This is a genomic window from candidate division WOR-3 bacterium (assembly GCA_016926475.1).
Lineage (GTDB): Bacteria > SDB-A > SDB-A > SDB-A > SDB-A > JAFGIG01.
The window spans coordinates 20,759-39,640 of sequence record JAFGON010000056.1; the positions used below are offsets into that span (position 1 = coordinate 20,759).

Annotated in this window: 23 protein-coding genes, 1 tRNA gene and 1 rRNA gene; 1 reads left to right on the top strand and 24 read right to left on the bottom strand. The window is 44.3% G+C overall.

What is annotated here, in order from left to right; genetic code table 11:
• Position 1: 1 nt before the first annotated feature.
• The 24 genes from JXA84_05630 to JXA84_05745 all read right to left on the bottom strand — a co-directional run bounded on the left by JXA84_05630 (position 2) and on the right by JXA84_05745 (position 18,254).
• A complete protein-coding gene (locus tag JXA84_05630) occupies positions 2-451 on the bottom strand; it encodes a single-stranded DNA-binding protein (GenBank protein ID MBN1150684.1) in 450 nt (149 codons plus the stop codon).
• Positions 444-755: a 30S ribosomal protein S6 gene (gene rpsF / locus JXA84_05635; protein ID MBN1150685.1), complete on the bottom strand. Its 312-nt coding sequence runs from the start codon at positions 753-755 to the stop codon at positions 444-446. Before rpsF ends, JXA84_05630 begins: the two co-directional genes overlap by 8 nt.
• The gene (locus JXA84_05640) at positions 748-1,335 is read right to left on the bottom strand and encodes an aminoacyl-tRNA hydrolase (protein ID MBN1150686.1); all 588 of its coding nucleotides are present in this window, start codon (positions 1,333-1,335) and stop codon (positions 748-750) included. The genes rpsF and JXA84_05640 overlap by 8 nt, the downstream gene beginning before the upstream one ends.
• Positions 1,332-1,976, bottom strand: coding sequence for a 50S ribosomal protein L25 (locus JXA84_05645; protein MBN1150687.1), 645 nt, complete (start codon positions 1,974-1,976; stop codon positions 1,332-1,334). Before JXA84_05645 ends, JXA84_05640 begins: the two co-directional genes overlap by 4 nt.
• Before the next feature lie 15 nt (positions 1,977-1,991).
• Positions 1,992-2,915 carry a ribose-phosphate pyrophosphokinase gene (locus tag JXA84_05650; protein MBN1150688.1) on the bottom strand — a complete coding sequence of 308 codons (924 nt, stop codon included), beginning with the start codon at positions 2,913-2,915 and terminating at the stop codon, positions 1,992-1,994.
• Between the two features lie 18 nt (positions 2,916-2,933).
• Positions 2,934-3,005 (bottom strand) — tRNA-Gln (locus JXA84_05655).
• Complete coding sequence (gene ispE, locus JXA84_05660) at positions 3,006-3,875, bottom strand: 4-(cytidine 5'-diphospho)-2-C-methyl-D-erythritol kinase (protein ID MBN1150689.1); 870 nt, start codon at positions 3,873-3,875, stop codon at positions 3,006-3,008.
• An 11-nt stretch (positions 3,876-3,886) separates the two neighbouring features.
• Entirely contained in the window at positions 3,887-4,627 is a 741-nt protein-coding gene (locus tag JXA84_05665) for a geranylgeranylglyceryl/heptaprenylglyceryl phosphate synthase (GenBank protein MBN1150690.1), read from the bottom strand.
• Positions 4,599-5,213 (bottom strand): RecX family transcriptional regulator, encoded by a 615-nt coding sequence (locus JXA84_05670; GenBank protein MBN1150691.1) that lies wholly within the window; start codon positions 5,211-5,213, stop codon positions 4,599-4,601. Before JXA84_05670 ends, JXA84_05665 begins: the two co-directional genes overlap by 29 nt.
• Positions 5,214-5,216: 3 nt before the next feature.
• Positions 5,217-6,257 (bottom strand): recombinase RecA, encoded by a 1,041-nt coding sequence (gene recA, locus JXA84_05675; protein ID MBN1150692.1) that lies wholly within the window; start codon positions 6,255-6,257, stop codon positions 5,217-5,219.
• 1 nt (position 6,258) lies between these two features.
• Entirely contained in the window at positions 6,259-6,786 is a 528-nt protein-coding gene (thpR, locus tag JXA84_05680) for an RNA 2',3'-cyclic phosphodiesterase (protein MBN1150693.1), read from the bottom strand.
• 17 nt (positions 6,787-6,803) lie between these two features.
• Positions 6,804-7,904 (bottom strand): type IV pilus twitching motility protein PilT, encoded by a 1,101-nt coding sequence (locus tag JXA84_05685; GenBank protein MBN1150694.1) that lies wholly within the window; start codon positions 7,902-7,904, stop codon positions 6,804-6,806.
• A 10-nt stretch (positions 7,905-7,914) separates the two neighbouring features.
• Positions 7,915-8,808 (bottom strand): UbiA prenyltransferase family protein, encoded by an 894-nt coding sequence (locus tag JXA84_05690; GenBank protein ID MBN1150695.1) that lies wholly within the window; start codon positions 8,806-8,808, stop codon positions 7,915-7,917.
• Positions 8,783-9,304, bottom strand: coding sequence for a hypothetical protein (locus tag JXA84_05695; protein ID MBN1150696.1), 522 nt, complete (start codon positions 9,302-9,304; stop codon positions 8,783-8,785). The genes JXA84_05690 and JXA84_05695 overlap by 26 nt, the downstream gene beginning before the upstream one ends.
• Positions 9,295-10,938 carry a hypothetical protein gene (locus tag JXA84_05700; GenBank protein MBN1150697.1) on the bottom strand — a complete coding sequence of 548 codons (1,644 nt, stop codon included), beginning with the start codon at positions 10,936-10,938 and terminating at the stop codon, positions 9,295-9,297. Before JXA84_05700 ends, JXA84_05695 begins: the two co-directional genes overlap by 10 nt.
• A 17-nt stretch (positions 10,939-10,955) precedes the next feature.
• Positions 10,956-11,780: a ribosomal RNA small subunit methyltransferase A gene (gene rsmA, locus JXA84_05705; protein ID MBN1150698.1), complete on the bottom strand. Its 825-nt coding sequence runs from the start codon at positions 11,778-11,780 to the stop codon at positions 10,956-10,958.
• The gene (locus JXA84_05710; protein ID MBN1150699.1) at positions 11,777-12,553 is read right to left on the bottom strand and encodes a TatD family hydrolase; all 777 of its coding nucleotides are present in this window, start codon (positions 12,551-12,553) and stop codon (positions 11,777-11,779) included. Before JXA84_05710 ends, rsmA begins: the two co-directional genes overlap by 4 nt.
• A complete protein-coding gene (locus tag JXA84_05715) occupies positions 12,550-13,401 on the bottom strand; it encodes a hypothetical protein (GenBank protein MBN1150700.1) in 852 nt (283 codons plus the stop codon). Before JXA84_05715 ends, JXA84_05710 begins: the two co-directional genes overlap by 4 nt.
• On the bottom strand, positions 13,398-14,036 hold the full coding sequence (locus JXA84_05720) for a radical SAM protein (GenBank protein ID MBN1150701.1): 639 nt from the start codon (positions 14,034-14,036) through the stop codon (positions 13,398-13,400). The genes JXA84_05715 and JXA84_05720 overlap by 4 nt, the downstream gene beginning before the upstream one ends.
• Positions 14,020-14,712: a 7-cyano-7-deazaguanine synthase QueC gene (gene queC / locus JXA84_05725; protein ID MBN1150702.1), complete on the bottom strand. Its 693-nt coding sequence runs from the start codon at positions 14,710-14,712 to the stop codon at positions 14,020-14,022. Before queC ends, JXA84_05720 begins: the two co-directional genes overlap by 17 nt.
• Positions 14,709-15,887 (bottom strand): aminopeptidase P family protein, encoded by a 1,179-nt coding sequence (locus JXA84_05730; protein ID MBN1150703.1) that lies wholly within the window; start codon positions 15,885-15,887, stop codon positions 14,709-14,711. The genes queC and JXA84_05730 overlap by 4 nt, the downstream gene beginning before the upstream one ends.
• On the bottom strand, positions 15,884-16,399 hold the full coding sequence (locus tag JXA84_05735; GenBank protein MBN1150704.1) for a hypothetical protein: 516 nt from the start codon (positions 16,397-16,399) through the stop codon (positions 15,884-15,886). Before JXA84_05735 ends, JXA84_05730 begins: the two co-directional genes overlap by 4 nt.
• A gap of 45 nt (positions 16,400-16,444) precedes the next feature.
• A complete protein-coding gene (locus JXA84_05740; GenBank protein ID MBN1150705.1) occupies positions 16,445-17,722 on the bottom strand; it encodes a dihydroorotase in 1,278 nt (425 codons plus the stop codon).
• Positions 17,715-18,254, bottom strand: a complete 540-nt coding sequence (locus tag JXA84_05745; protein MBN1150706.1) for a hypothetical protein — start codon at positions 18,252-18,254, stop codon at positions 17,715-17,717. Before JXA84_05745 ends, JXA84_05740 begins: the two co-directional genes overlap by 8 nt.
• A 242-nt stretch (positions 18,255-18,496) precedes the next feature.
• On the opposite strand from JXA84_05745, the gene JXA84_05750 reads away from it, so the two are divergent.
• A 16S ribosomal RNA gene (locus JXA84_05750) occupies positions 18,497-18,882 on the top strand; the annotation flags it as partial.

An 18,882-nucleotide genomic window follows, 5' to 3' on the forward strand; every position in this document is an offset into this window, starting at 1 on the left:
ATTAAAACGGAATATCGTCTTCCTCGTTTTGAGAGGTTTCGTTGTATACATAATCCGAAGTTTCACCACCGGAAACTTCAAAAGAGGCGTTAGAAGCAAAAACAAGAGGATATATCCTCGAAGCCGTCACGTCAAAAGCTTTTATGTTTTCTTTTTCAGGCGTGTTGTATTTATAACCTCTAAGTCTTCCTTCGACGATGACCGGTGTGCCCTTCTGAAGATTAGCTTGTACTTTATCAGCCAAGAAATCAAAAGCTGTAACTCTGATGAAAAACGTGTCCGGGTCAGCCCATCCGTCTCCACTCTTAGATCTCTTGGGAGTACTCACGGCTATGGCGAAAGAAGCGAACTGCTTGCCGCTTTGCGTGAATTTTACTTCCGGGTCCGACGCCACTCTCCCTGACAGTATCAAAAAGTTGATATTCGGAACCCTGATTTTTCCGTCAGGCATTTGCTTTCTCCTTTTCAGGTTCTTCAACCCGGACGACGAAATGTCTTAAAATCTCCGGTTTCATGTTTAAATAGCGTCTGTACCCCTCGATAAAAGAAGGCGAAGATTTGAATATATTAAAAATGTAACTGCTTTGGATTTTTTTGTTGTTTTTCACTACGAGTTCTTTTTTTCCAGCTTCTTTTTGAGAAAGGACTTCGCCCTGGTTTTTGGACACGTAATCTTTTATATCCTCGAGGATTTCTCTCAATTTTTCATCGCCTATTCTCGCGTCAATTATGAGAAGGTTTTCGTACTTATTCATCCTTTTGTTCCTCCTTTGAACATCTCAGTCTGTTATATTTGTTCATGGCGTAATCAATGCCTTTCAAAGCCCAGTCTTCCAATGCTTCGGCGGCTTTGCATAAGGTCTCCCTGAGTTTTATTTCTTGAGCTTCATCGAATGGGCTCAGGACGAAATCAGCGGGATCTTCCCCCTCAGGGAGAGGACCTATACCTATTTTCAGGCGTTGGTAGGTTTTTCCAGCCCATGTCTGAATTGACAAAAAACCTTTATGCCCTCCGCTGCTACCCGATCTCCTGAACCTCAAATTTCCGAGTTCGATTTCAAAATCATCGGCTACAAAAAGTGATTTTTTAAGGTCATCTTCTTTCATGCCAATTATCCCGAGCACCTCGCCGCTTGTGTTCATGAACTTCTGCGGCTTCACGAGTTCGAGTTTCACGCCCCCGAGATCGACTATGGATTTATGATAATCCGGTCTCTTAAGCCATTTTCCTCCAAAGGACTCGGTAAATCTGTCCAGAGCCATCATCCCTGCGTTATGCCTCGTCATTTGATATCTCTTCCCAGGGTTTCCCAATCCGAAGACAAATAACTTCATTCCTCTTTTGCTTCTGCGGATTCCGCACCTTCGGCGCTCACGGCAGTTTCAGCTTCAGTTTTTTCTTCAGCGGCTTTGGCTGCTTTTGGAGCAATAACAGCCGCTATAAGCTGATAGGATTCGTTCAGGCACCGAGCGTTTTTGAATTCAATATCCTTGACATGGATCTTGTCTCCCATTTTCAAGGAACTGACATCCAATTCTATATTATCTGGCAAATTGTCGGGAAGAGCCTCGATATGTAGTTCCCTCAATGAAATTTCGAGTATACCGCCTGTCTTCACTCCTTCTGGAGTCCCTTTTGTGACAACCGGCACTGTCACTTTTAACGCTTCTTTCGCGTGAATGAGCTGTAAATCCAAATGGATAAGCCTGTCGGTCATAGGGTCTTTCTGGTACTCTTTGATGATTGTCATCATGTTGTCGCCGCTTTCGTCTTTAAAACTCAATTCTATGATCGCGGGTTCCCCTTTTAGCTTCCTTAGCAAAGGCACCATGTCGTCTCTTTTGACCAAAAAATGTCTGTTCTTCTCTTTGTGCCCGTAGACAACCCCCGGAATTAAATCATTTTTTCTCGAGGATTTAGCTTTGTTCTTACCCATGGTTTCTCTTTTTTCCACTTCAATACTAAATCTATGCATATATCACTCCTTTTTTTATGAGAAAAGTGAACTTAACGAAGCCTCTTCGTGGATTCTCAGAATAGCCTCACCAATAATCGAAGATACGGAAACTTCCTTGAAAAAACTTCTGGTTTTATCTTGGGTGACCGGAATCGTGTCCGTATATACGAATTGCTCTATAGGCAAGTTTTCCAGTTTCTCCATAGCGTTTTGCGAAAGCAGGGGATGAACGCAAAACACGTATATTTTCTTTGCACCATTCTCAAGTGCGGTTTTAACGGCGTTCTCGATTGTGGTTCCAGTATCGATAATATCATCGACTATCAAGACATTTTTCCCCTTGACGTCCCCAATGAGGTTCAATTTGTGCCTCAAAGGAGTTTTACCCCTTTTGTCTATTACAGAAAGAGGCAAGTCCCCGAGCTGGTTGGCGAAAAATCTCGCCTTCGCTATCCTCCCCAGGTTTGGAGACAAAACAGCGAGGTCTGAAATATTCAAATCCGAAAAGTATTTCACTGCGATGTAGGAACTGTAGAGATGGTCGAAAGGGATGTTGAAAAAACCCGAGAGTTGTTCGGTGTGAAGGTCGAGTGTGACTATTCTGTCAGCTCCTGCTTTGGATATGATATCAGATATCAGCTTAGCTGATATGGGAACCCTCGGTTCATCCTTCTTATCCTGTCGGGAATAGCCGAAATATGGCATTATCGCCGTCGTCCTTCTCGCGGAAGCTCTTTTAGCGGCGTCTATGAGCAAAAGCAGTTCAACGATGTTTTCCGCCGGCGGAAATGTCGATTGTAGTATGAATACATCGTCTCCTCTTATGCTTTCCAAAATCCTCACCCTGACTTCACCGTCTGGATACCTGTCAACTTTAGACCTTGTCAGATCTGTTTTAAGGTAGTCGCAAACACGATGTGCAAGCGTGACATTGCTGTTTCCGTTAAGTATTTTCATAATCCTTTTTTTATTTTTCTGGGGCGGGTGGATTCGAACCACCGTATGCGGGAACCAAAATCCCGTGTCTTACCACTTGACGACGCCCCATCATACTGACAAATCCCACACAGAATTCCATCTTTCTCTCGGATTTGCCGAAAAAATCATAACCTCGTTTTCCCTAATTCCCTTATTTAAGAAAAGCAAAGCTTTCTCGGCGTCTTTATTCTCGCTAAAGAAACCGTATATCGCCGAACCCGAACCGGACATCAACGCGAAATCCGCTCCGGCTTCGAGAAGCGTGTTTCTGTAAAACTCCAATTTCGAGTAACTTTTAAAAACAACAGACTCAAAATCGTTGCAGAGGATTTCACCTCTGAACTGAAAAGTTTTTCTTTTATACTTTTCATGCTCATCTGTCAAGTCATAAGATTGATAGGCGGTTTTTGTTGAAATTCTCTCTTTTGGAATGATCAGGACATATCTTCCGCCAAAAGTCTTCTCTCCAAAAGCGAGCATATCTCCCCTGCCTTCCGCTCTCGCTCTTCCCCCTTTCAAAAAAAACGGCACATCGCTTCCTGTCGCAAGAGCAGTCTCTTCCATTGTTCTTTCTTTTCCCTTCTCATCCACGTTTTCAAAAGCATAGAGCAAAGCGACCGCCGCGTTTGAAGATCCCGCGCCAAGACCGGTTCCTGCAGGAATTTTTTTGTAGAGTTCGACATGAAAAAAAGGGATTTCGGGGTGTTTTCTTCTCGCCGCCGCGAGAGCTATCAGAACGAGATTATTATTACCGGCGGGAACTTTTTCTCCGCTGACAGACAGAGTATCCTTTCCCCATGACTGTCTGAAAACAATCCTGTCGCCTAAATCAAGGGATTGAAAAGTCGTCTTGATTTCGTGGTACCCATCGTCTCTTTTGCCGATGATTTGAAGAGAAAGGTTTACTTTAACTGGACATATAAAACGGTTGATCTTCATAAAATCCCGGATTACGACCCATGAGCGGCGAGCACCATCTCTTTCAAGATGGAAATATCCTTTTCGATCGCGGTTCCTACAACAATTAGGTCAGCGCCAGATTCCACCTTTTCCGACACTTGTTCCGGTTTGTTTAAACCGCCCCCGACAATCACCTTTCCAGAGCAAATCTCCCCTGCTTTGGTGATGTATTCACGGGGAACCGTCTCTTTTGCGCCGCTTCCTGCTTCGAGGTACACATTCTTCATTCCCATGTACTCTGCCGCCATCACGTGAGCCACGAATATTTCTTTCTTGTCTCTCGGGACGGGGTTGGTGTTGCTTATAAATTCCACGGCGGTCTTTTTCCCAGACTCTATGAGAATATAAGCAACCGGAATGCTCTCAAGGTTGTATTTGTTCACGAAAACAGCGTTTTCTAGTTGTTCTTCTATGAGCCACCTCGAATTCCTCCCTGAAATCAGCGTCAGGAAAAATACCGCGTCAGCTTCCGGAACTATGAATTTTGAGTTTCCCGGAAATATAATCACAGGCAAGCCTGATGTACTTTTCAAGTCGAGAACGAATTTTCTCAGAGAATCCGTGAAAAGCGTCGATCCTCCAACTAAAATTCCATCGCTTCCAGAATTTTTAATGCTCTGAGCAATAAAAGCCACTTTGCTGAGGTCGATTTTATCTGGATCGAGCAACGGAAAAAAAAGCGCTTTTTTGCCACGGTCAATCTTATGAACCAGGTTGTTCCAAGTGTTCATCTTTCTCCTCTTTGATTGTGTCGGCAGTTTTTCGCGCGATTTCCAGGGAAAACCCTCTGTTCAAAAGAGCCGATACGATATTTTTTCTTCTCTTTTTCTTTTCTGCCACGGCAAGAGCAAGAGAAAACTCGTCTCTTGAAACGGCTTTCTCAAAGAAAATTCGGATTGTTTCTTCCTCTATGCCTCTTTCTTTCATTTTTCTCTTGATGTAATAACCGCCGGCGGGTTTTATTTCCGTGAATTTTTTCAGCATATTTTCAGCGATGCAAAAATCATCCAAAAAACCTTTTCTCTTGAGAATTTTTACAGTTCTCTTCACAGAAATATGAGAAAAATTCCGAGAGAGCAGCTTTTCAGAAAGCTCCTTCTCGGTAAGGTCGCCGTAAGACAACAAAACATAAGCTTTTTCCAGAGCTTTTAACGTCTCATCTTTTGTCTTCAGAAAATACAATTCTCTGCCAGAGACGCTCGCGCCTTTTTTCCATTTGTCAAACAAAACGTCCGTAGAATATTCCGATCCGTCGTCTATCTTCAAAGTCCACCCTCTCTTGTTTTTTTCGACGGACTCAATGGTGTTTTCATTCAAGAACTATTTCTCCCTAATCTCAATACCTAATTCTTTTCTTATCGCGTTTTCAAGTTCGGAAGAGATTTCGGAGTGCTCTTTTAGGTAGTTTCTCGTGTTTTCCTTGCCTTGACCGATGTTCTCATCCTTGTACGAATACCATGTTCCGGATCTCTTCAACAGGTTTAATTCAAGAGCTTTGTCGATTATTTCACCATGCTTGGATATTCCTTCGTTGAAAAGAATGTCGAAATGGGCTTCTCTAAAAGGAGGAGCGACTTTATTTTTGACTACCTTGACGATTATCTCGTTTCCCACAGCTTGATCCGCTACTTTGAGCGTTCCTATCCTCTTGATCTCAAGCCTGCAGGAAGAATGAAACTTAAGCGCGAGCCCACCCGGTGTAGTAGTCGGATTCCCCATCATTATGCCGATTTTGTATCTAACTTGGTTTATGAAAACCGCGGCGGTTCCGCTTTTGGAAACTCCTCCTGTCAATTTCCTCATCGCCTTTGACATCAACCTCGCTTGAAGCCCGATTTGCGCGTCGCCCATCTCTCCGTTGAGTTCGTCGGCAGGGACAAGAGCGGCGACAGAATCGACGACGAGAATATCCAATCCTCCTGACCTCACGAGTAAATCCGAAATTTCAAGCGCCTGCTCTCCTGTGTCCGGTTGAGAGACTATAAGATCTTCTACGTTGACGCCCAATTTCTCCGCGTATACAGGGTCAAGAGCGTGTTCAGCGTCTATGTACGCCGCTTTACCTCCCGCTTTTTGAGCGTTGGCAACTATATGAAGAGCCAAGGTGGTTTTCCCGGATGCTTCTTGACCGAAGATTTCCGTTATTCTTCCCCTCGGAATCCCTCCGACTCCAAGAGCTGCGTCGAGCGTCAGAGAACCCGTTGGTATAGCCGGAATTTCAACTTTGGTGTCGTCCCCAAGCCTCATGATGGAACCTTTGCCAAATTGTTTTTCAATCAATTTCATAGCGCTTTCTATCGCTTTTTCTTTATCCGAAAAATTTTCTCTCCCCAGAGCTTCCTTACCCGCAGATTTTGCCATTTCAGTCTCCTTTCAGGAAAAAGCGGTCGAGTTCTTTGTAAACAGCGCCACCCGGCGTGAGAACGCTGCTGTATAGGACAAAAGAGTTGATTTCGAAAACGTCATCGGTCAGCTCTCTAAATTTCATTTGGTCCGGTTTTCCTTTGAAACGCGCCAAGGTGACATGGGGAAAATATCTCCGTTTGTCCTTTTCAATTCCTGCTTCACCCAATTCTTCTTCAAGTTTATCAAAAACACGCATAAAACTTTCTTTGCCTTCGGCGATACCCACGCATCCCACCTTGTTCCCGAGAATACAGTACAAACCCAATCTGGCTTTGAAGCAAATCACGGACGAAGCCGTTTTTTCGGCGGGATCCTTGAGAAGCTGAAGATTTTTTTCCGCGACATCACCCAGAAATTTCAGTGTCACATGTATGTTTTCTTTAGCGACCAAAGTCGAATTTCGCGATTTCAGATTTTCAGACGAAAACTCCCAAAGACTTTTTCTGACACTTTCCGGTATATCAAATGCGAAAAAAAGTCTCATCTAAACAACAAAAGGCGTCAAGCCGAAAAATCTTCCCAGCCTCTGTCGGAAGTGCTTTGAATTCCTCTTAGCCTGAGTTTGAATTCGTCAGGATTACTGACGTTTTCTATGGCGTCTTCGTAGGAGACAATGCCTTTTTCGTAAAAGTTCATTATTGACTGGTCAAAGCTCTGCATCTGGTATTGAGCCCCTTCGACAATAGCCTGTGGAACTTTCAGAGTTTCGAGAGGATCGAGTATGTATTCCCTTATTGTTGGAGTGTTGATCATTACTTCAGCCGCCGGCACACGCCCTCTTCCGTCAGCTCTGGGAATCAGACGCAGAGAAATGACTGCCACGAGAGTTGTAGAAAGCAAAACCCTTATGTGCTGCTGCTGATGAGGAGGGTAGAAAGAGATGACCCTGTTTATTGTTTCAGCCGCGTTGAGAGTGTGAAGGGTAGACATGACAAGATGTCCGGTATCCGCGGCTTTCAAAGCGGTGTCAATAGTGTCCATGTCCCTTATTTCTCCGACAAGAATCGTATCCGGATCCTGCCTCATGGCTTGTCTGAGAGCGAGGGAGAATGAATTGGTGTCGGTCCCTATTTCTCTCTGGCTGATCACGCTTTTTTTATCGGTGAACAAAAACTCTATAGGATCTTCGATTGTTATGATGTTCTTTGAGACATGTTCGTTTATGTAGTCTATCATTGCGGCGAGAGTGGTCGATTTTCCGCTTCCTGTAGTTCCAGTACAAAGAATCATTCCCCTCGGTTTCATGCACAGATCCTTGAGAACCGCAGGGAGGTTCAACTCTTCAAGAGGTCTGACGTGCATGGGAATGGTTCTAAGAGCGAGGGCTATGCTGGATCTCTGGAGATAAGCGTTCACCCTGAACCTGGCTAATCCGGGAACTCCGACACCAAAGTCGAGTTCCTTGTCCCTTGCGAATTTTTTCTGCTGCTCCGGAGTCATGAGCTGGACGATCACGGTTTTGAGCTCTTCCGGAGAAAGAGGGGGGTGTTTCATCAAATTGAGTTTTCCCGATATTCTGAGAATTGGCGGGCTTCCAGCTTTCAGATGAAGGTCAGAAGCCTCTTTTTCCACCATCTGCTTCAGAACTGCCTTTAAATTCATAAAAAACTCCTCACTTAAAAACTTCAGGGTCAATAATAACTGTCAAAATCACAAAAATGCTGTATAGCAGCAAATTGACGAGAAAAGGTCGATCTGAATATATCACTTTTTCAGGCATCTCACCTTCCTTTTGAAGATGCACAACGAACAGATATCTAAATATACCATATATCACAAAAATAGTGGAATAGGGCAATAAAATTGCTCCTTTTTTTTCCGCCGTGTAAATCGCGTAAGTAACTATTGTGGCAGAAGCGACAACTATTATCATTTGGTCGAGGAGTTCTTTAGTGTAGTGCTTCAGCACTTCTCTGTGAGACTCGTTTCTCTCCATGAATATTTCCTGCCTTCTCTTGATAAGACCAAGAAAAAGAGAGAGAAGCAGAACGGTTATCAGAAACCAAGATGATATCGGAACATCTATGGCGAAAGCCCCTCCGACAGCTCTAATGACAAAGCCGAGAGCGATTATCATCACGTCCACGATCACAACTTTTTTTAGCCATAGAGAATAAGCGAGCGTCATCATGGTGTAAGCCGCCACAGCCCCGGGCATTTTCCAGTCTAAAACACCGTACTTGTGAGAAAAATAAATCCATGGAATGTTCGTCAGAAAGAGTAGGGCTAAAACAAAAATGAAAGCAGATAAGGGTTTTATCCTGCCTGATGCTATGGGCCTTTTTGATTTTACCGGGTGAAGCCTGTCTTTTTTAAGATCTATTATGTCGTTTACAACGTAGACGAAACTCGACGCTCCCAAAAAGGCAAAAAATCCAGAAAAAGAAAGAACGGAGGGTTCGAGCTGTGTGAATTTCCTTGTGAATACAAGCGCCGCGAAGACGAATATATTCTTAATCCACTGTTTAGGCCTTAATTCTTCAATTAAAGCCGCTGTTCCTTTCATACAAATCCTTTCTCATTTTAGTCCAAGACGAACTCTCGCCACCGAGGTCTTCAATCCTCTCTATGCTCCATACCCCGGATAGGTCCGAGACCATGTAAAATAAAATGAGACCCTCGGCTTGCGAGTCTCCGTAAAATTCGTAATCGTAGTAAAAAAATGCGCATGAATCCGTTGAATCCCTTTGAACGGCAGACAAGACCAGCATAGGGGATTGTATTTCGGAAAAGAGAATGTTCGCGTATTCTCCCTCCTTGTTTTTGTCCCAATTTTCGAAAAGACCGCCGCTTCCCAAGGTATCGGGGTAATAGGGGACAAAAGAATAATTCGAAGTGAGAGTTCTGGAGTAATTAGCGGCGCTCTTTCTTTCTATGCTGTTGACGAAATTCATGACAGAAATTCCCGGCGAAAATGGCTCCACCCAGAAATCAGACCCTATCGGGTCCTCGGCTTCTCTTGGTGAAAAAAGAGTGCAGGAGAGCAACAGGGTTAAAACCATAACAGAGAATAAAAACTTGCTTCCCATTGATCATCGCCTTTGTTGTCTATAGTGTTCCGCAGATCCAAAACTATCTCGCCTCTCGATCCAGAATACTCCAAACCAATCCCCGCGTATCCTTTAAGCGAATAAGATTCAAGACCTCCAATTGTTTCCCCCTCCGCCCGAAAAACAGCTTTTTCGACGATTCCGCAAAATGGCTTGATAAATCTCTCAAAATTCCCTATTCTCACCCCAGAAAGGATATCAAAATCTCTTATGTACCTGTTTCTCAAAAAATACCATTTTCCGCTTCCGGTTTCATCCGTTTTTTTGTAGCCTCCCCTGTCCTGAATGGACAGTGTTCCGTCGAAAAATAAAGCGATTCCCGGATAAATCTCCAGATCCGTCTCCAGGGTATTTTCGTATTTTCTGAAAAGTACGTTTTTGTCGCTCGAATACAGGAAAAAAGTGTAGTCTGTTTTGATTGTCGATCTCTGCCTGATTTTAAAAAAGTCGCACGGCCTGAAAAAAGCTCCTGCCGACACACTGTAAGTTCTGTGTTCGGTGTTGCTTTCGGAATAATAACGAGACAAATAAATAGTTCTGTTGTCCCTGTAAAAAAAAGAACCTTCGGCGTTGATCCTGTCGGTCAGATAGAATATAAAATTCAAACCAGCGCCGCGATCTGACACGTCGTAGTCGCCGGAAGACTCGAGAGAAGCCTGGTCAAACCTATATATAGACATATAGCCGCTGGCGTTTCCGGAAAATTTTTCAGCCGAGAACGACAAAGAGCAGAACAACTTGGAAGTCAATATATTTTCGTCGCCTAATTCCGGTCTTTTGTGAAAACCAAACCCCTGCGAGAAATCCGCCTTTAACGTGAAGATCTTGTAATAAGCGTTTGAATACAGACCGGTTTGGACGAAAAGGTTTTCCTCCGAAGATAAACCGCTTTCCGGATATCTCTTAGAGTAGTATTTTGCCTGCCAATAACTCTGAGCCGCGCCGAATTCAGCGGCAAAAAAATCCCACCTGCCTTCGGAAAATAACTCGTATTTGTTGAACCTTGTCCTGCCCGCAGTCGCCGGGTAAGATTCGACTTCAACTTTTCCTTCGAGGTAATTTTGAAACCTGCTCGTGAGAACAGAAACATCGGCTTTTGCGCTGTATTTTTTAGTTAAATTTTTTATCTCAGCCGTCAGTTCGGACAGCATGTTAATAAACGAAAGCTTTTTACGCGCTTCAATTCCAAAAGAGACTCCAGGGTTTGAGGTCTGTGAAAATGAATCCGATCTCGCCGAATAAGTCTCCAGAGATGGGGCAACTGTAGTCCTGAAAGAAAATCCTCTCAATTCGGCGTCTCTCGCCAGAGATAGTTTGAATGTCTGAAAGGTTGTCGTCGCCGAGGTGTTTTTTATCCTGGAAAAATCCGCCGTCACTGCAATTATGTTGGCGTCCTTTCTGGACAGCAAAGAAAAATTGTACTTTTCATCAAGAGAGCCTGAAACGAGATTTCTTTTCCCGCTCCAAGAAGCCTCGGGATCGATTCTGTAATTCCATTTCTCAAATGAATTTCTCAGCAGTAAATTTGAAGAGAGGATGTTGTTTTTAAACAAAGTGAAAGTTTCTATGTTTAGAGAAAAACTCATCAGTACGAATAAAAAGGTCATTTTTTCCCGAGCCTTATGGAGATTTCCGCAAAATCAACGGGGCTGATTTCTTGGGGTCTTTTGTGAAGATAACCTTCCACGAGAGCCAACTCTTCTTTTGCGTAGAATTCTTTGAGGTTGTTCAAAAGAATTTTTCTTCGATGCCTGAAAGAGCTCTTGACTATTTTTTCAAAATCCCCTCCGACAAAATCGGGGTTTTGTGGCTCTTCTGCGAACAATATTCTCACGGTCGCGGAAAATACATCCGGTTTGGGGAAAAAACACTCTTGCCCAAGCTTCGTCGTCACTTTAATTTTCGAGTAAAATCCGAACAAAACTGACAGTATTCCGTAGTTCTTTGAATTCACCGGCGCGGTGATTTTTTCCGCTACTTCTCTCTGCAATGTAAAGACACAACCCCTCAAATAACCTCTCATCAGCAGAGAGTATCTGAGTATCCTCTTGCTGATATTGTAAGGCAAATTGCCCACGAGAAAGTTCTTCCTATCTGAAGGATTTTCCGCCTTTCCCCCTTTTAAAATTTCTTTCGGGTCAATTCTCAGGAAGTCACCCTCCAGGACCACTGCCTTCTGGCCATATTTCTCCTTTAGATACCCGGCGAGTGCGCGGTCTTTCTCCACGAGGACCAAATCATCAGTGTTTTCAGCCAGGTGAGAAGTCAATGCCCCTGTCCCCGGACCAATTTCAATTATTCTCAGATTTTTCTCGAAAGGTACTGCATCGCAAATTTTTTTCGCGGCATTTTTATCCACGAGAAAATTCTGCCCAAGCGACTTTTTAGGCTTGGCTCCTATTCTCGCCAGTTCAGCCGGTGTTTTCATTTTCCTTTCATTTTGGAAAACAGTTTTTTTGCGTTTTCTTCAATTTTAAAAGCTGTCTCTTCTTCATCCCTGTCCAGCAATAAAGAAGCAAATTTGAGGACATCCCTTATTCTTGACGGTTCGTTTGTCTTGCCCCTGTGCGGTTCGGGGGACAAATAAGGACAGTCAGTCTCCAGCACTACATTTTCGGTTCCAACGTATTTGAGGACATCCTTTCGGTCGGCTTTTTTAAAAGTCAATATACCGTTGAAGGACAGAAAATAACCTCTGTCAACGCATTCACGGGCTTGCTCTTTGTCGCCCTCAAACGAATGCAGGACAGCTCTGACAGAAGGGTAATTTGCCAACACCTCAAGAGTTTTTTCAATAGCGTTTCTCGAGTGAACCACTACCGGAAGATTCGCGGACACCGCACACTGGATCTGCCTCTCGAATGCTTCGATCTGGTCATTTATTCGAGCAAATCCATAATAAAGGTCTAATCCGATTTCACCTATCGCCAACAATTTCTCGCTGTTTAAAAATTTTTCGTCGCTCATCCAGAATGGAGTTTTGAGAAAGAATTTTTCTGCGTAGTGCGGATGGCAGCCAGCCGTGAAGAAAATGCCCTCTCTGTTGGCGGCGATTTCCCTCGCCGTCTCGACCGACTCTTCATCATAGGCAACTACTACGATTTTGTGGACACTTGCTTTTATCGCTCTGTCCAATACCCCGTCGATATCGTTGAAAAGTCTTGGATCCTGAAGGTGCGCGTGAGTGTCGGTAACAGTCATCTGAGCTCGATCCTCTCTATATTCAAAACAGTCAGCTTCTCGGGTTTTGAGAGGAATATTGAGACGCCATTTATTTTGAAATCAGAGCCAAGTGTTTCTTCTCCGTTTCTGAATTGAGAAAGATCCAAAGAATACGTTTGGTAAAATGTGTCTGTTCTGAACTCACCGTAAAATCTTCCTTTGTCAGACCTCAGCTGAATATGGCAGACGGTCTCTCTTGAAGACTTTACTCTAACGAACATCTTTTCATACCCGCTCCAATCGGCAGGAAGAATGTTCGATTCTATGTTTGACCACATGCCGTTTGGAAAAGCGGTGAATATCATTTCATCGTCTTTTATTGAGATTTCAGCTTCTTTTCTCGCTTTCCAGGCTTTTGTGTAAAAAGGGGCGCTTATATCGTCCAAAACCGGAAATCGGGATTTCATGAGGTCTTGCCTTACAATCAGGCTCGCAAGGTCGTAAAAGGACGCGTAAAGAAAAAACACCGAAAATACCGCTCCCCACAAGAAATTTTTTCTTCCTTTAAGCAAAATAAGAGCGCTGATGCTACCCATGGCGCTTCTCGCTATGTCGTCAAAACCCGCATGCCGGTCTGCGTAAAAAAGCTGGAGAATTTCAACGGCGCATGCCGCAGCAACAGGGAGAGCAAAAGCCAGAAAAATCATCAATCCGGATTTCTTATTTCGGGCTAAAAAAAAAGTCACCAAACCAGAAATGAAAAAGTGCGAGGAATTAAAGACCGCCCCCAGATATATATTGTCCCCGTTCTGACCGGGTAAAAGCGGGAGCGCTAACACTGAAAATATCAACCCCCACTTGAGTATTTTAAGAAAATGTTTTTTCAAACCCCCCTCCTGCCGGGTTCCCATATAATTTTGTGAAGCTGCAGCTGAAGCCTCGCGTCTATCCCTGAAAAGATGAGCCAGCGCGCCAACTCCCTGGGTTTGACCTTTTCAAATACCGGAGAGAAAATTAAATTAACCCTTCCTGAAAGATCACGATTTGCTATAGTTCGCGCAGCGGCTTCAAAATCCTCTTCTCCCGCAACGACAAATTTTACGTCGTCTGTTTTTTTTAATATATCAAAGTTCGACCAGAGCATTTTTTCGCTCATCCCCGACAAGGGAAGCTTGCTATCGAGGGAGATGTGAATCCTCCTGTCCAATTTGCCGATGTCTATGCTCCCGTTGGTCTCCACCACGATGAAATACCCTCTTTTCAAAAGTTCTTTCGACAGAGGGTAAATATCCTCCTGAAGAAGAGGCTCTCCGCCGGTTAAAAGAACCTTTTTCACGCCGAACTCGTCTACTTTTTTCAACACGTCGGCAACGGACATCATTTCACCTTCATCAAAAGCATAACTTGTGTCGCACCAAGAGCATCTGAGGTTACAGCCCGTGGTTCTTACGAGCACAAAAGGAAACCCGGCGTAAGAAGATTCTCCGAGTATCGATCTGAATATCTCACAGATCTTGAGCATATTTTGTAGTGTCTTTTATGCCTGCTTTAATAAAAGCGTCTCTTCTTATCTTGCAGCTGTCGCATTTACCACACGCCTTCCCTTCTTTCGTGGGATTGTAACAGGAATGAGTCAGAGAAAAATCGACGCCCAGTTCGCTTCCGAGTTTGATTATTTCGTGTTTTCTCATTTTAGAAAAAGGAGCTTTGATCGAAAGTTTTGCGTCTTTGAAAAAGTATCCTGTTCCGAGATTCACAGTTTTCTGAAAACACTCTGTGAATTCAGGTCTGCAGTCGGGGTAGCCCGAATAGTCAATCGCGTTCGCGCCGTAATAAACCGCCTCAGCTCCGGAGACTTCAGCCCAAGCGGAGGAGATTGAAAGAAATATCAGGTTCCTCGCCGGGACATAAGTATTAGGAAGTTTTGACCCAATTTCCTTGTTGTCTGGCACTTCAAGAGAAAGGTCCGTAAGGCTTGAACCCTTTAATGAAGAGAGGTCGATACTGAAAATTTTCACGGGTTCGCAGCCCTGAGACCGAGCTACTTTTTTTGCCGATTCAATTTCAATTCGATGCCTTTGCCCGTAATCAAAAACCATGGGCAAAGCGAGCATTTTTTCCTTCTTGATCACAAAAGCAAGGAGGACTGAGGAATCCAGCCCTCCGGAAAGTAGAACAACTGCTTTTTTTGGTATCAAATTCTCATGAACCTCGACTTTGTCAGGACTTCACAAGACGTGTCCGTAACCAAAACGTCGTCTTCCAGCCTGCAGCCTCCATAACGGGTGTGGTAGACTCCTGGTTCAATCGTGAAAACCATTCCTTCTTCAATTTTTAGCGGTTTAAACCTTTTGAGCATTTTTTCGTCTTTCGGCTTTGTGACTATTCTGCCGGGGTCATGGACATCAAGACCTATCCCGTGCCCCAAAGAATGCGGCATGTTCATGCCGGCTTTTTTTATTACCAGGTCTGCAGCTTCGGCAATTTGATGAGCGAAGACGCCAGGTTTCACGACTTTGATCGCTTCTCTTTGCGCGTTCTCGACGGTGTGGATCATTTTTTCCTGGATTTTCGACAGTTTTCCCAAAGAAAAACTGACTGTGACGTCGCTTTTGTACCCTTTGTAAGTGACTCCGAAATCCACGAGAGACAATCCCGGTTTCACCAATTTTCCTGAACCTGCCCTCGGGTTGGTGTGGATAGACCAGGACCTGTCGGGGTTGGCGACAATTGTCTCGAAGGACACCGAATCGCAGCCGTATTCCAGAGCTTTCATCTCGACGAACAGAGAGAGGCTGTTTTCCCTGAAGTTCTCGTTTTTTTTGTTTTTTTTCAAGTATTTCTCTATGTCCTGAATTATCGTATTTGTTATCTCGCAGGCTTTCTTGAGAAGTTTTATCTCTCCCTGAGACTTATGCATCCTCAATCGGTTTATAAAATAATCTGCTGATTTCTTGGGTGAGTCGAATACGACGATTTTAGCCCCTTTCAGTCTTTTCTTGTAGTATTTGTGTTCCAAATACCCTACCGTGTTTTGCAGTTCTATCGTGTATTTATCACCCAAAATATCTTTCAGCGTCGTCTCGAGCGCTGCGAAGTACGACCCTCCCTTTTTTCCGAAATCGACTATCTCCTCGACTCCGGCGACCTTTTCGGCCATTATCACATCCCACGGTATGAGTATTCTCCTCCCGGAGGCCAAAATTATCAACATAGCGTCCTCGGGATGACCTGAAAAATATCTCAGCGAAGAACTGCGTCCGTTTTCGAAATCCTGAATGAGAAAAGCGTCAACTCCCTTTTGTTTTAAATGCTCACAGAAGCTTTCGAGTTTTTCCCGGGTTATCGAAACAAATTTTCTGCCTTTTTTCATATTGTCAACCTCAATCCAACTTTGCCAAGTACGCCGACATGTGTTTTGTCCTCTTCATCAACAGTATAGGATGAACCCTGGGCTCCGAGTTCCAAAAAAACAGAACTCTTTCTCGTGAGGGTGTAATCAAACCCTACCAAACCTTGTCCCCCATAGGCGGAGGAGACGTCCTTTCTGTCATCTTGCATGCATACGCCAAGATGCCCGCCCAAACCAAGGTAAAACCTGTATGAAGTCCTGTCGTTGCCGTAAAATTTAACTAAAAAATCAAAGGAAGGGTAGAACCAAGAAAATTTCTCATCGTCTTTAGCGGTCAGGTATACCGCCGGTCTGAGGTAAAAATTTCCGAGTGGGAAAAGCATCTCCGCTCCAAAAGCCGGAGCGTTTTCTATCGCCCCTCCTGAAAAACCGAGAGATATTTTCTGGGGTTGCTCCCAGTAGTATTCAAGCTCAGGTACAGGTTCCGCCATTAAAAACAACGGGACGAAAATCGCGATAACTATAATTTTCACAGGTCCCTCCTTTTAACAAACATTTCCATATTTTTAATCTTACTCTTAAATTCTTTCTGCGTCGAAGACCATTTTGCCGTCCAAAAAAACTTTGTAAGCGAAAACCGGCATTGTCACCCCTTCAAAGGGAGTATTTCTCGGTTTTCCCACAAATTTTTCCGCTCTGACTCTTGTATTTTTCAACTTCCAAACCGTCACATCCGCGGTCATCCCCGGCAGAATTCGTCCGAGTTTCAGGTTAAATCTGTCGGCTGGATTCGACGTCACAAGGGCGACAGCCTTTTCAACTCCGGTCTTTTCGGCGATTTTCCCGAACACTACGCCTCCGAGAGTTTGAAAACCTATGACTCCTTTGGGTACATCAGAAAGCCGCGCTTTTTTTTCCTCAGCGGAATGACCGGCGTGGTCCGTAGCGATCATACCGATTGTCCCGTCGCAAATACCTTCTAAAATCGCGTTTCGGTCCCTTGGGTTTCTGAGAGGAGGGTTCATCACCGCGTTTCCCGCCATTTTTTTCAACCTCTGGGCTGTGAAAAATATATGATGAGGCGTCGCGTCGGCGCTGACGTCGAGATTCTTCTTTTTTGCACGCCTGATAAGTTCAACAGACATTCTCGAAGAGACGTGCGTAAAATGTATTCTGCCGCCATTCTTTTCTATGGATTCAATGTTCTTCAACACGCATCTGCTTTCACTTTCAGGGTCAACTCCTTCGACGCCGAAATACTCAGACCACTTTCCTCTTAAAACAACTCCTACGCCGATTGTTTTCTCGTCTTCAGGGTGTTGAATGATTATCCGGTTGACGGCTTCAGTTTTCTTTACGGCTTCAAGAAATATTCGCTCTCTGACGGGCATTCCGTCGTCGCTGAAAGCTATCGCCCCCTCTCTCGACATGCCTTCCAAATCGTTGATTCTCTTTCCCTTCAGACCCGCGCTCACTGCCCCTATAGGGAAAACCCTGCACAGGGATTTTCTCGAAATCAACGCCATGAGTCTTTTTACCTTTTCTGGAGAGTCGATGACCGGTTTTGTGTTAGCCATGGCGAAAACAGTCGTTATGCCTCCGGAAAGTGCAGCTGCAGTAGCGGAGGCTATATCGTCTTTGTATTCGAATCCCGGTTCTCTTAAATGAGCGTGGATATCAATAAAACCGGGTGTGACGACGCAGTTAGTTGAGTCGATGAGGATTGAACCGGAAATGCTCCCCGGAGGGAGCAGGTCCAATATTTTTCCGTTTTGTATTACTACATCGCCAACAAATCCGGGAGACGGAGGATCGGGAACAACCAGCCCTCCCGAAATTACTGTCAGATCAGCCATTAACCATGTCTCTCCAAGTTGTTATTTTCCAGTCGGTGCCGAACTTGGAAAGATAAAATATGACTTTCCCCCTGACCAACTCTCCATGGATGACCGGCGGGTCGAAAGTATAATCGCGCGTTATTACAGCGTTGAAAGAATCCGTGTAATATACCCCGGATCCGATGAAAACCGGAACGATGACTTCACCTGTTTCTTGCATGGACAAAAAAATCGCCTCTGTTGAATTTTTCTCTTCTTCGTATCCCCACTGATACTGGTAAATTCCAAGAGCGGCGAGATACTGTTCAAAGCCTTCGTCGTACGGGTCAAAGTAGAAAACAAAACTCGCGGAGTCAAGGCAGGACAAATAGAGGTCAAGGTCTAATATTCTGTATGAAATGGTCAGGTTCTGTAAAACCTTTTCGGGTGTATCCGGTTTTACCGGGTCGTCGCTCCCGCTCGGTGGAGCCATTAGCGGAGAAAAAGGGTTGACGCAACTGTGAAAGAAAATCGCGTTCAAAAAGAGCAAGAAAATTATTTTCCAATTCATTTAAACCACGATGAGCATTTTATATTCCATCGTGAAACCAAAGCAAGCTTTTTTTTTGAACTTTTCTGTTTATTAAGGTATAATAGTTCAGCAAATAAAAAATTTTATTTTAGAGCTTGACAAAAAAATTATTTTTCTCTATATTGGATTTTGTATTTTCGATCTTTGACAATAGAATAGTGTGTGCGTGGGATTCCTATACTTTTTTCTTTTGCAAGACAAATTCTTCGATTATGAAATTTTTTTCGGAGGGTTTGATCCTGGCTCAGGACTAACGCTGGCGGCGTGTCTTAGCCATGCAAGTCGAACGGAAACCTTTCTTGACGCAAGGATGGATAGGTTTTAGTGGCGTAAGGGTGAGTAACACGTGAGTAAACTACCCTCAGGAAGAGGATAAGCCGGGGAAACCCGGTCTAATACTCTATAACAACTTCCGAAGGCATCTTCAGAAGTTTAAAGATGGCCTCTGCTTGCAAGCTATCACCTGAGGATGTGCTCGCGCCCCATTAGCTTGTTGGCGAGGTAAAGGCTCACCAAGGCGATGATGGGTAGCCGGCCTGAGAGGGTGAACGGCCACACTGGCACTGAGACACGGGCCAGACTCCTACGGGAGGCAGCAGGCTAGAAA